Raw genomic sequence first — 12,452 nt, 5'->3', positions numbered from 1 at the left:
GAACGAGAGTAGGGGACTTATGAACGAGGGGAACTTTTCAACACAATCATATCGCAAACATCAAGAGAAACTGTTCGAACTCGTCCGCATGCCTGAGGTGACGGAGGCGGCGGTGCGACAAGCGCTCTCCTACATGTGTGAGGTCGTTTCGGATATGCTCGACGTCGACACGGTCTCGATTTGGCATTTTGACGAATCGTACGCCTCGATTTCCTGCCAAGTCGCCTATTCGAAAGAGAACGGGCCGAGCGAACCGGTGTTGACGGTCATGCGTGGGGACGCACCTGTCTATTTCGACGCGTTGCGGACGAACCGGGTGCTCCCGTTCGAGGACGTGCGGACGCACGAGTGGGTGAAGGATCTGTATCAACAGTACTTCGTGGAAGGGCAACGGATTTATTCGATGCTCGACGCCCCGATTTATGCGAACAATCAGGCGAAAGGGGTCATCTGTTGCGAGACGTTCGCACCGCGGCAATGGACGTTCATCGAGGAGCTGATCGTCAGCACGCTGTCCGACTTTATCGCCATCCTCTATCTCCGGCTCGACCGCCGCGAGATTGATGAACACATCGCGAAGCTCGCCTATACGGATGAACAGACCGGGCTCATGAACTTGAACGGGTTCGTCGAGCGGGTGGACGCGCTCCGCGAACAGGCACCGCACCAGCTCGGCTCATTGATTTATCTCCGGGCGGACGAATTCCGTTCCGTCGAGACGGCAATCGGCATCCAGCGCGCGGACGACATCGTCATCGAACTAGCGGAACGTCTCCAACAAGTCGTCGATGCGTCGCTCTTGGCGCGCGTCTCTCAATCTGGCTTTCTACTGTGGACGCCTTACGGCGACCGCATCAAAGTGAAGACGCTCGCCGATTTGATTTGTGAGACGGTGACAAGCGAGCCGTTCGCGGTCGGGGAACTCGACGTCGTCTTGACGATGAGCGCCTTCATCTCGATCGAGGACAAGTCACGCTCGACGCTCGAGATGATGGACACGACCCGAATCACGGCCAATGATCGCCACGTGCAGCGCGGGGGGATCGCCTTCTACGAGGAAGAGATGGGCGAGAAGGCGACGGCCCGACTGACGCTCGAGATGAATTTGCGGAAAGGGCTCGCTTTGAACGAGTTCACGCTCTATTACCAACCGAAGATTGAAGCGTCGACTGGCAAGTTAAAAGGATTTGAAGGGCTGATGCGCTGGATTCATCCGAAACAAGGATTGATTCCACCGCTCGACTTCATCCCGCTCGCCGAATCGACCGGCGTCATCATCGCGCTCGAAGAGTGGGCGCTCGAGGCGGCATGTCGCCAATTGAAGACGTGGCACGACGCGGGCCGGATGTATCAGCTCGCCTTAAACTTGTCGGCCCGTCATTTCCTGTCGGACGGGGTCGTCGAAAAGTTGGCCCACATCGTCAAGGAGATGGGCGTCTGCCCGAACTATTTGACGTTCGAGATCACCGAGAGCGTCGGGATGGAGAATCAGCAGCACGTCATCGAGCGGTTCGTCGCATTCCGGGAACAAGGCTTCTCGATCTCGATTGACGACTTCGGAACGGGCTTCTCGGCATTCGTCTACTTGAAGCATTATCCGATTCATGAGATTAAAATCGATCGGCAGTTCATCCAAGTGACGGACAACGACCCGACCGGCAACGTCATCGTCCAATCGATTATTGAGCTCGCCCGCGGGCTCGGTTTGAAGACGGTGTGCGAGGGCATCGAGACGACCGACCAGCGCGACACGCTCCGCTCGCTCGGCTGTGATGAGATGCAGGGCTACTACTTCTCGCGTCCGCTCCCGATTGACGAGCTCGAGACGTGGATTGAAGACTATGACACAACAAAGAAGGATTCGCTCCGTTGAGCGAATCCTTCTTTGTTATGCCGGTAACTCGATGCGAATCGTTGTCCCGGTCCCACGCTTACTCGTCACCGTGACGGTGCCGCCGTGCGCTTTGATAATGTCCCGAGAAATCGCCATACCGAGCCCGCTGCCGAGCGCGTCGGTCGTGTTCGTGCCCCGGTAGTAGCGTTCAAAATGTACGGCAGTTCGTTCGCATCGATGCCGATACCGTCGTCTTGAATCGTGATCACATCCTGCGAGACCGTCACATGGACGGCGACCGCCTCATCGTTATGGAGCAGGGCGTTATACAAGAAGTTGAGGAGCGCCCGTTTCATAAAATGCCGGTCGATGGGGCGCGTCTCGGCGTTTGTGCTCGCGACGATCGACACACCGACGGACGGGGGCATCTTCGTCGACGGAGAGAATATCGCCAAGCTCGAAGAAGAGGCGCTTTCGGACTTCCGACGCGACCATCTCGGTTTCATCTTCCAAGACTATAACCTGCTCGACTCGCTCACGGTCCGAGAAAATATCCTGCTCCCGCTCGCCGTCACGAAGACGCCGATCGACGAGACACGGTCACGCGTCGATGCGCTCGCACATCGGTTCGGGATTACGGCGATCCTCGACCAATACCCGTACCAAATCTCGGGTGGTCAGAAGCAGCGGACGGCGGTGTGTCGCGCGCTCATCTCCAATCCGAAGCTCATCTTTGCCGACGAGCCGACGGGGGCGCTCGACTCGAAGTCGGCGACAGATCTGCTCCAGACGCTCGCCGGGTTGAACGAGGCCGAGACGACGATCATGATGGTGACGCATGATGCCTACGCCGCGAGTTTTTGCCGTCGGGTGCTCTACATTCAGGACGGACGGTTGTCGAAAGAACTGATTCGCGGCACGACATCGCGCGACGCCTTCTATCAGACGATCCTCGACGAGCTAAAAGGCGGTGCGTCCGATGACGCTATTTGATCTCGCGAAGAAGAACGTCGCCCGCAACTTGTCGCGCTATGCGCTCTACGTCGGGACGACCATCTTCTCAATCATCATCTATTTCACGTTCGCGACGCTCAAACATAGCGATGAGATTAGCGGCATGGCCGAGACGTCAGGACAGATTCGAAGTTTAATGAGCGCCTCGACGTTCATTCTGCTCGTCTTCGTCGCCTTGTTCATCGCCTACTCGAACGCCTTCTTTTTGAAAGGGCGTAAACGAGAGGTCGGGCTCTATTCGCTGCTCGGGGTACGCAAGAAACAAATCGGGACGCTCCTGTTGTTCGAGAACCTCGTCATCGGCGCGGTGTCGCTTCTCGTCGGGATCGGGCTCGGTTTGCTCGGTTCGAATGCGCTGTTACAGCTGTTGCTCCGCTTGATGAACAGCGACTTGTCGATCGGCTTCACGGTCGCGACGTCGGCCCTCATCGAGACGACGCTCGTGTTCGTGGCCATCTTCTTGTTCACGTCGTTCCAAGGTTATCGGGTCATCTATCGCTTCAAGCTGATTGAACTGTTCCATGCCGACAAAAAAGGTGAGGACGTCCCGAAAGCAAGCCCGTTCATGGCACTCCTCGGGTTGCTCGTCCTCGGAGCGGCCTACTGGCTCGCTTTGCAAGACTTGGCGACGTCGCCGCTCTGGGGATATCTCACGGCGGCGATGCCGCTCCTCATCATCGGGCTCACGATTGTCGGGTCGGGTCTGTTGTTCCATAGTGTCCTTATCTTCATCCTCGGCCGCTTGAAAGCGAATGAGCGCTGGTCATGGCGCCGGCTCAACTTGTTGACGACGTCACAGTTGTTATACCGAATCCGTGGTAACGCCAAGACGCTCACGCTCATCAGCATCATCAGTGCGACGGCAATCACGGCCGGCGGTGCCATCTTCAGCGTCTATTATTACGCCGAGCAACAAGTCACATCGTACGCCCCGTACACGTTCGCCTGGCAAGGTGAGGCGCGTGATATCGATGCGGATGTGCTTCATCAGACGACCGTCCTCGAGAAGACGGTTCGGGTCGCTGGGGAGATGGGAGAACGCGAATATGGCGTCATCGATGAGTCGACGTTCCGTGATATCGCGTCTGATATGGGCTGGGATACACCACCGGCACTGATACAAAATCAAGTGTATTTGATCGATCCGTTCTACGACGAGAGGTTCTCAGAAAATGTGACTGAGGTCGTGCTCGATGGCGTGACGCATGAAGTCGCTTCTCGCTACGACGAGACACCGCTCAACGTCATGACGTTCGGCGGCTTGCTTCTTGTGACACCGGATGACGTGTTCATGGCACTGCCGGAACCGGCAACGACGTATCAAGCCGTCTCGGTCGCCGATTATAAAGAACAGACCACCTTGTCCGAGTCGTTATCGAATGAAACGAACTTCTCGAGCGCGACCGCCTTATATAGCGAGGCGATTGCCGTGCATGGTGCACTGTTGTTCGTCGGCAGCTTCCTCGGGCTTGTCTTCCTCGTTGCCACCGGCAGCATCATCTATTTCAAGACAATGACCGAGGCGGAGGAAGACCGGGCCAAGTATGCGGTACTTCGAAAAGTAGGCATCTCGAAGCGGGACGTGAAACGGACGGTCCGCCAACAGATTGCCGTCGTGTTCCTTGCACCATTCTCACTGGGGCTCGTGCACGCCTCGGTCGCCCTCGTCGCGTTCTCGCGGTTGCTCGGGATGAATTTCACGCTGCCGGTTCTCGTCTGGATGGGTGTGTACAGTGCGATTTATGCGCTCTATTACGCGTTGACCGTACGACGGTTCACGAAACAAATTTTATAAGGGAGAGAGAAGGATGAAAAAAGGAATCATTGCGAGCCTCGCGCTCATCGTGGCTATCATCGGTCTCGTCAATATCGACTGGCAACGGCTCGGGAAAGATCATCTCTATGTACAAGTCGGGAAGGTGACGGAAGTGGAAGAGACGACACTCGATTCGGGCGACGTCGTCCGCCGCTATGTCTATTCGACAGAGGCGCTGACGAAGGACGGGGATCCGCAAGCGGTCACGTTCACGGCGGCGAAAGAGCTTCAGAGCGGGGCGTACTTGAAGCTGTATGTCAAAAGCAAGGACGAGGTCACGTCATACGATGAAGTATCGGTCGCGGACGTCCCGGAGGCGGCACGAAAACAATTATAAGACAATCCAAAAACAGCCCTTCCCGAATCGTCAGGAAGGGCTGTCTTATGTCCGCTCATTCATGCGGGAGTTCGGTTTTCAATTCTAGTTGGAGTATGTACGATAATTCTTTATGAGCCAACTCGGAGAAGTTCGTCTTTTTGACGTGCGTCCGGGGGCGGAGTCCGCATTCCAATGCGATGTCGACGATTGTACGAATCTGATTTTCCGTATAGAAGCGCTTGCGTCCCATCGTGAACGGGGTCGGTGGCAAGACGCCGTCGGTTTCCCATTTGATCAGCTGTTGCTGGCTGCGAGGAATCCCGGCGACATGAAACGCACGGCTCAGTTCTTTGAGTGGATAGACGGTCAAGGGGCGTTCTTTGTACAGGAACGGCTTCGCGTTTTCAGGGAGATAATCATCCCAGTCGGTCGCGTAAAACGTCAGGTCGGTGTGGTCGAAGTCGAGTTGAGCGGAAGGAATAGAGGTGTTGAGTGCGAAGTCTAAGCTGTTCATCTAGAGTATCTCCTTCTTCAAGTCAAACTGGTCATTTTGAAAATGCCCTCCTCCGTATAGTACCCCATTTTTAAGCGGTTAACTGTCAGTTTTTTCAAAGTGGGGAAATGAATTCGTAGGTCTTTAGGCGTGTTTTCAAAATTTGGTTGACGCCTATTAAGATACCTTAGTTGGTATCTTAATTCAAGGAATAAAGCCGATTTGTAACGATGAATGCGTCTTCATTCATAATGGGTCCATAGTCGTTACGAAAAGGTTACAAGAAATATGAGCAAACATTCACCAATTTCGGTTAATAGGGGCGAAGGAGGTGAGACATATGGCAGTGTATCGAGAATACGCAAGCGTCTTTTATCTCGACACGAAGCGGCTCGTTGACGGCAAGGAAAAACGTCAGCTCGTCCGGTTCGGTCCACTCGGTGCGCGGATGGAGACCGAGGAGATCAAGCAGTTCGGTGATTTGTTGATTCCGCTTCTCGCGGTCGAATCCGCCGCATACGTCGTGTCGCGTGAATTCCACGTGACGTTCTAATTGGAGGAACCCCTGATGCGTGTACCGAAGCGTCCCGCCGGAACCGTGTCCGATGAGCGGGTGGGCTTATGAGCTGGCCCGAACTCATCTCGAACCTCGGCTTCCCGATCGTCGTCTCGCTCTATCTGCTCCACCGGATTGAGACGCGCCTTGAGCGCATGATTCAACTGCTCGAACGTCTCGACTCGACCTATCCATCTGAATTGTAATCCATCCCCGAAAGGAGCCATCCCCCATGGCCGTATTGACTGAAAAGAAAGCCACGCTCGTCTTGACGACGCACCACGATTTGAACAGTTTGAAACCGACGAAGAAAACGCAGCGCTTCGGTCCGATTCGGGCGGCGCTCACGGCTGACAATGCCGAGGCGTTCGGTCACCTCATGCTCGACTTGACTGAGCAAGAAGATTTCACCGTGTCGGTCGTTCGCGAATACGATCTCGTCTAATCACACCTACATCCAAGGAGGACTAACCCATGACTGACACTAAAGTAGAAATCGCATTTTTGGACATGTTCAATAAAGTATCGCGCTTCCGTTTGAATAACGTGAAACAACCCGTCGACGCGTTGAAAGTGCAAGCGCTCGCCGACTTCATGGTCGCCAATGACCCGCTCGGCAAGAGCGTCGTCAAATGGACGGAGATTAAGATGATTGAAGGCACACAGACCGTGTTAAACGTCCAATAATGAGTTGAAAAGATGACTGATTGTTCAGTCATCTTTTTTTATTTTGGTCAATCCCCTTTAGATTCCTCGACGTCAAGACGATATAGGAAGAAACGTTGCATGCGAGAGGGGAATATACATATGTCAGTGAAACAGAAGTGGACAGCGTTTCGGAACCGTTTGAACGTCCGGCGCTTTCAATGGAAACCGAAACGACGAAAGCCGAGCACGCGTGAAGGAAAACGAGTGACCGGCAAGAACCTGACTATCCGTCAAAAACTATGGGGACTCGTCATTCTTGCGCTCCTCATGGTGGCAGGCGTCGGCGGTTACTCGCTCTTGTCGCTCGCCGATGCGAACCGTCAAGGCGATGACATCGTCAACAACTGGAACAAAGGGCTCGACTACGCCCACGAACTGAACACGCTCGCGGCGAACTATCGCGCGCTCGAACTCGAACATATCGTGACGGACGATGCGGCCGCGAAAGAAGAATTGATGACCGCGATGAAAGACATTCGGACGCGCATCAATGAAATCGCCCCTAAATATGAACAGACGGCGACAGGGGAGACGGACAAAGAGCTGTTCGCCAACTTCAGTCGGCAATGGGAGATGTATCAACGTGTGTCGGACAACATGCTCATCTTCAGCACGTCCGGCAACAACGGCATGGCCCGTTCGTACTATGACGCCCAGTCCCAATCGACATACGATAACTTCACACAGCGCCTGACCGAGCTCGTCGACTACAACTCGGAAGGATCGCAGCGTGTCGGAGCCGACATGGAACGTGAGTTTCAACAGTCGCTCATCGCGCTACTTGCGGTGACAATCGGTGCGGTCGTACTTCTGTTGTTCCTCGGACTGAGTCTATTGCGCTCAATCATCAAACCGATGCGGGTGTTACAAGAGAAGTTCGACGAGTTGGCCTCACAAGGCGGCGACTTGACGATGGCCATCCCGGTCACGTCGAACGACGAGATTGCACAAGTGAGCCGTTCGTTCAACACGTTCCTCGCGACGCTACGCGACATCATGATCGACGTCGACAAGACGGCAAAAGTCGTCCTCGTCTCGTCAAAAGAAGTGGCGGCGGAAGTCATTGAACTGAGCCGTTACATGGAAGAGACGTCAGGCACGGTCGAGGAATTGACGGCGGGTATGGAAGAGACGGCCGCATCTTCACAAGAGATGAGCGCGTCGACGACCGAGATGGGCAGTTCCATCGATTCCATCGTTGACTTGTCGAACGACAGCGCGGCGACAGCGGGCGACGTCGAACGTCGCGCCCACGCCATGCGTGAACAAGCCGTCGCATCGAAGACGGAAGCGAACGCCATCATCGAGCAGAAACGCATCGAACTCGACGAGGCGATTAAAGGGGCGCAGTCGGTCGAACAGATCCGGGTCTTGACGAGCGCGATTCTCACCATCGCCGACCAGACGAACTTGCTTGCCTTGAACGCATCGATTGAGGCGGCTCGGGCCGGAGATGCCGGCCGTGGTTTCGCGGTTGTCGCTTCGGAGATTCGAAAGCTTGCCGAGAACTCGCGCCAGACGGTGAACGAGATTCAAGCGGTATCGCACAAGGTCATCGATTCGGTCGCCCGGCTCAATACAAGCTCGGCCGATATGCTGACGTTCCTCGACACGAAAGTGATCGCGGATTACGACCGGCTCGAGGAGTCGGCCACTCAATATGAGGCAGATGCGACCGTGTTCGGCCAGACGGCAGAGACGTTCGAGACGAACGCGCTCCAACTCCGTCATATGACCGATAGCATCCTCCACGTCATCCAAGAAGTCGCGACGACCGTGACCGAAGGGGCGGACGGGACCCAATCGATTTCGGAGAAAGTCCAACTGTCCGTCGAGCGTTTCAACGACGTGCAGGCACGGATGCAGGAGACCGAACAACGTGCGGTCGAACTATCGAATCGCGTGTCACAGTTCAAGTTATGAAGCTAGACCGTAGCCCCATGCTGCGGTCTTTTTTGTGGCAAAAATGTGGAGTGGAAATTAGGAAATGAGGTCAATGTTCAAATAAATGTGCGAGAAGATTGGAAAACCGTTTGCGCAATCCGATAAAACCCATGTAGTTCCAAAAAAAGAGAGATAGAGGTGGGAGAGGACGCGTTCCTCGAAGGATTATGAAACGATTCAATCAACTGTCATTGACTCAAAAATTGTTTAGCGGCATCGGCTTGATTTTGCTGTTCGTCACGCTCGGCATGGGCTATAACCTATGGACGTTGCAGAACATGACGAGCCAATATGAAGAGATGATTCGTCATGATGTCATGAAGATGAAAGCCGCCGACGACTTATCGCTTGGGATGACGCGTCAAGCGTACGGCATCCGAGGCTATATTCTCGTCCAAGATGACGAACGCCGTGCCCAAATTGAACGCGGCGCCAAAGAAAAGAAAGAGGCGCTCGAACAATTGCTCGCCCTGTCGAAGACAGATGCCGAGACGAAAGAACTCGAGAGCATGCTCTCTTACGCGAACGGCTATGACGACTTGGCGCAAGAAGTCATCGTCGCGGCCGATAATCAAGATCAGGACAATATCGATCGCCTCACACTCCGCCTCATGCCGGACGTGACGGCATCGATTTCGGAGACAGGCGAACGGTTGCAAGCCGAGACCGAAGCGACGATCGTCGAGAAACAACAAGAGCTCGAGCGGCTCGGCGGACAGGCGTTCCTTTACTCGGCAGGGATTGCTCTCCTCATCTTGTTGCTCACGCTCGGGGCAGGCTATATGCTCCAGCGCATGGTGACGGTACCGCTCCGTCAATTATCGAACGAGGTCGGCATCGTCGCTGACGGCGATTTGACGCGCGCCGACCTTCAAGCACTCACGCGTGATGAAATCGGCGAACTCATGATTGGCTTCAACCAGATGAAAGGCAATCTTCGCGAACTCATCGATGAGGTGAGCCGGAACGCCCAAGAAATCACGGCCCAGTCGGAAGAGCTGTACGCGAGCACGGAAGAGATGTCTTCGCAGACAGAGGAGACGACGCGGATGATTGAACAAGTCGTCGGTGAGACGGTCAATCAGGCAGCAGCTGCCTCGAAGAGCGGACATGCGGTCGCAGCGGCTGATGAAGGTGTCGAACGGATTGCCACATCGATCGGAACGATCAGTCAAGACGTCCAGACGAGTCTCTCGCTCGCCGAACGTGGGGAACAGACGATTCAACAAGCGAAGCAAGAAGTGCTCGCGCTCGAATCGGAGACGGTCACGACCGGACAATCAATCACAGCGTTGAAACAACAGTCGGACGAGATCGCCCTCATCACCGAGGTCATCCAGTCGATCACCGACCAGACGAACCTGCTCGCTTTGAACGCGGCCATCGAAGCGGCTCGCGCCGGTGAGCAAGGGAAAGGCTTCGCCGTCGTCGCCGAAGAAGTACGGAAACTTGCGGAACAGTCGAAACAATCGGCGTCCCAAATCGCCGGCTTAATCGAATCGATTCAAGCCCAGTCGACCGCGGTGCTCGAGCGTCACGCCATCAGCGCCCGCCGCGTCGAGACGAACACGACGTTGCTCGAAGAAGCGACGGCGTCGTTCCAACAGATCGTCGGGCAATTGCACGCCTCGGTCGAGAACACGGAACAGATTCGTGTCGCCTCGAATGAGATTGCAATCACAACGAAACAAGTCGCAACAGCTGCGATTCATATGGCGAGTGACAGTGAAGGCACGGCCGAGACGATGCGCAGCGTCGGAGAGACGGCCGACGCCCAGCTCGCGATGATTCAAGAGTTGAACGGCGTCGCCGAGTCGCTCGGCAATATGACCAGTGACTTGCAGACGCTCATCGGACGTTTCCAAACATAAGACGGACCGTCCTTTCCTGTTCTAGGGAAAGGACGGTTTTTGCGTGTTGTCAGGATTGACGAGAGGGTGTTACGGGAATTGCGGGAGAGAGACAACATCTCGACTAACATGAAAAGGGGACGCATTATGAAATATACCGTCATCACAGGAGCAAGTTCAGGTATTGGCTATGAAGCAGCGAAATTGCTCGCCAAGCAAGGGAAGTCACTCGTACTCGTGGCACGCCGCCACGACGAGCTTGAGAAGTTGCGGAACGAAATCAAGGCGATTGCACCGAAGAGCGATGTCATCATCAAGGCCAAAGACTTGTCATACAGCGAGAACGTATACGGGCTGTATGAATCGCTCGCCGATCTCGACATCGAGACGTGGATCAACAACGCCGGGTTCGGGGACTCGAATTTCGTGAAGGACGTCGAGGTCGGGAAAATCGAGAACATGATCCGCTTGAATGTGGAGGCGTTGACGGTGCTGTCGAGCCTATACGTCCGCGACTATCATAACGTCGAAGGGGCAACGCTGTTGAACGTCGCATCGGTCGTTGGCTATCACATCGCCAAAAAAGGCGTCACGTATAGCGCGACCAAATTCTTCGTCAGCGCGTATACGGAAGGGCTTGCCCGCGAGCTCATGAACGATGGAGACAAACTGCGGGCGAAAGTGCTCGCACCGGCTGCGACGGAGACGGGCTTTGCCAACCGTGCCCGCGAAGAGGACGACTTCGACTATAGCCAAAACGTCGAGAAGTATCATACGGCCGAAGAGATGGCCGGGTTCTTAGTGCAACTGCTCGAAAGCGATCAAGTCGTCGGCATCGTCAACCACGAGGACTACTCGTTCGAGTTGCGTGGACCGATTCATCCGTATATGTGATCAAGTCAAACAAAAAAACAAACAGGGGTCCCGTCACCGACATGTGGTGGCAGGACCCCTGTTCAGATTTAATCAAGACGAGCGCATCGAATCCCCGTAGCCCCCGGTTAAGCGGTGCGTGAGCCGGTGATACCAATAGCGGAGGCGCAAACGGTATACATACAGTTTGGACGTGTTCGGCAAGACGACGTTGTCGATATAATCGGCGAACATGGCGCGGAACATGTGGTCCTCACTGTCGTCATACGTCGCACTCCACATGCCGTGCTCTTCGACCTCGAGCAACATCGCGATTGTCTCGTCATCGAGCTGATGGTTGTCTTCCGGTAACCGTTTGACGAGCATCTCGACCCGATGGCTGCAGATGGACGCATAAAGCGAGTGGGCGCGAGGGTTGCGCGGGTTAGCGTTCAAGTATCCGATGGCCACCTTGAGGAGCTCATCGTTCATCTCGAGTGGAATCTCATCATACACTTGGAAGAATTCGAGCAACATCGGCACCGTCTCTTCGTTGAACCCGGCGAGCCGGACGTAATGCATCAAATGGAGACCGGCCTCCCCATAAAACTTACGATTGAAGTAATGGACGGCGATGGTGCGTTGGACGATTGGCACGTCCGGATAGCGTTCGACGGCCCGAAGGAAATGTTGCTCGGCCTCGAACAAGAAATTCGTATCGTCGCTCAAGATGCCATGGAGACAGTGGATCATGTAATGGTCGCCTTTTGCGCTCGCGGCTTCGAGCACGTCGCGGGCCTGACCGAACTCGCCTTCACGGATGAGCGGATATGCCCGCATCGCCGGAAAAAACGGGTCGTCCGGAAAGTTTGTCTCGCCGCGGACGACGAGCGACTCGATCGCTTCAGCGTTATAGTCGTCAATCATTTCTTCAAGGAGCATCATCTCGAGGAAGGTGCGTTGAAAGTCTGGATGGTGTAAATCGATGGTGTGTTTCATGAGGGTCCCTCCCGGCGTAAATGAGTGTTGCTTCATTATACCGAGCATTCGGACGAACGAGTAGAGT

At 54.9% G+C, this 12,452-nt stretch carries 13 protein-coding genes and 1 pseudogene; 11 read left to right on the top strand and 3 right to left on the bottom strand.

What is annotated here, in order from left to right; translation table 11 throughout:
- Positions 1-19 precede the first annotated feature (19 nt).
- Positions 20-1,873 carry a sensor domain-containing phosphodiesterase gene (locus KNP81_RS02795; RefSeq protein WP_214718183.1) on the top strand — a complete coding sequence of 618 codons (1,854 nt, stop codon included), beginning with the start codon at positions 20-22 and terminating at the stop codon, positions 1,871-1,873.
- Between the two features lie 15 nt (positions 1,874-1,888).
- Here the strand turns inward: KNP81_RS02795 and KNP81_RS15430 are convergent.
- Positions 1,889-2,190 (bottom strand): annotated as a pseudogene (locus KNP81_RS15430) (sensor histidine kinase).
- Positions 2,191-2,203: 13 nt separating this feature from the next.
- Here KNP81_RS15430 and KNP81_RS02785 point away from each other — a divergent pair.
- Genes KNP81_RS02785 through KNP81_RS02775 form a run of 3 tightly spaced genes read left to right on the top strand, consistent with a single transcriptional unit; the run spans position 2,204 to position 5,001 of the window.
- Positions 2,204-2,827, top strand: a complete 624-nt coding sequence (locus KNP81_RS02785) for an ABC transporter ATP-binding protein (RefSeq protein WP_214718181.1) — start codon at positions 2,204-2,206, stop codon at positions 2,825-2,827.
- Complete coding sequence (locus KNP81_RS02780) at positions 2,814-4,643, top strand: ABC transporter permease (protein ID WP_214718180.1); 1,830 nt, start codon at positions 2,814-2,816, stop codon at positions 4,641-4,643. The genes KNP81_RS02785 and KNP81_RS02780 overlap by 14 nt, the downstream gene beginning before the upstream one ends.
- Positions 4,644-4,656: 13 nt before the next feature.
- Positions 4,657-5,001 carry a YxeA family protein gene (locus tag KNP81_RS02775; RefSeq protein ID WP_214718179.1) on the top strand — a complete coding sequence of 115 codons (345 nt, stop codon included), beginning with the start codon at positions 4,657-4,659 and terminating at the stop codon, positions 4,999-5,001.
- A gap of 55 nt (positions 5,002-5,056) precedes the next feature.
- Here the strand turns inward: KNP81_RS02775 and KNP81_RS02770 are convergent, their stop codons facing one another.
- On the bottom strand, positions 5,057-5,497 hold the full coding sequence (locus tag KNP81_RS02770) for a MerR family transcriptional regulator (protein WP_214718178.1): 441 nt from the start codon (positions 5,495-5,497) through the stop codon (positions 5,057-5,059).
- 319 nt (positions 5,498-5,816) lie between these two features.
- Here KNP81_RS02770 and KNP81_RS02765 point away from each other — a divergent pair, with 319 nt between their 5' ends.
- The 7 genes from KNP81_RS02765 to KNP81_RS02735 all read left to right on the top strand — a co-directional run bounded on the left by KNP81_RS02765 (position 5,817) and on the right by KNP81_RS02735 (position 11,428).
- Entirely contained in the window at positions 5,817-6,029 is a 213-nt protein-coding gene (locus KNP81_RS02765) for a hypothetical protein (RefSeq protein WP_029594867.1), read from the top strand.
- A gap of 68 nt (positions 6,030-6,097) precedes the next feature.
- Positions 6,098-6,238 (top strand): YvrJ family protein, encoded by a 141-nt coding sequence (locus KNP81_RS02760; protein ID WP_021066374.1) that lies wholly within the window; start codon positions 6,098-6,100, stop codon positions 6,236-6,238.
- A gap of 26 nt (positions 6,239-6,264) precedes the next feature.
- A complete protein-coding gene (locus tag KNP81_RS02755) occupies positions 6,265-6,477 on the top strand; it encodes a hypothetical protein (protein ID WP_058764453.1) in 213 nt (70 codons plus the stop codon).
- Between the two features lie 29 nt (positions 6,478-6,506).
- Positions 6,507-6,719 carry a DUF2922 domain-containing protein gene (locus KNP81_RS02750; protein WP_214718177.1) on the top strand — a complete coding sequence of 71 codons (213 nt, stop codon included), beginning with the start codon at positions 6,507-6,509 and terminating at the stop codon, positions 6,717-6,719.
- A 120-nt stretch (positions 6,720-6,839) separates the two neighbouring features.
- The gene (locus tag KNP81_RS02745) at positions 6,840-8,663 is read left to right on the top strand and encodes a methyl-accepting chemotaxis protein (RefSeq protein WP_214718176.1); all 1,824 of its coding nucleotides are present in this window, start codon (positions 6,840-6,842) and stop codon (positions 8,661-8,663) included.
- Between the two features lie 188 nt (positions 8,664-8,851).
- The gene (locus tag KNP81_RS02740; protein WP_214718174.1) at positions 8,852-10,555 is read left to right on the top strand and encodes a methyl-accepting chemotaxis protein; all 1,704 of its coding nucleotides are present in this window, start codon (positions 8,852-8,854) and stop codon (positions 10,553-10,555) included.
- Positions 10,556-10,681: 126 nt separating this feature from the next.
- Entirely contained in the window at positions 10,682-11,428 is a 747-nt protein-coding gene (locus KNP81_RS02735; RefSeq protein WP_214718172.1) for an SDR family NAD(P)-dependent oxidoreductase, read from the top strand.
- A 72-nt stretch (positions 11,429-11,500) separates the two neighbouring features.
- Here the strand turns inward: KNP81_RS02735 and KNP81_RS02730 are convergent, their stop codons facing one another.
- Positions 11,501-12,385, bottom strand: a complete 885-nt coding sequence (locus KNP81_RS02730) for a tetratricopeptide repeat protein (RefSeq protein WP_251130236.1) — start codon at positions 12,383-12,385, stop codon at positions 11,501-11,503.
- Positions 12,386-12,452: the final 67 nt, after the last annotated feature.

Source organism: Exiguobacterium sp. s149, assembly GCF_018618395.1.
Classification (GTDB): domain Bacteria; phylum Bacillota; class Bacilli; order Exiguobacteriales; family Exiguobacteriaceae; genus Exiguobacterium; species Exiguobacterium chiriqhucha.
The sequence above is the reverse complement of the archived record's forward strand: the minus strand, read 5'-3'. Positions and strand labels throughout refer to the sequence as shown.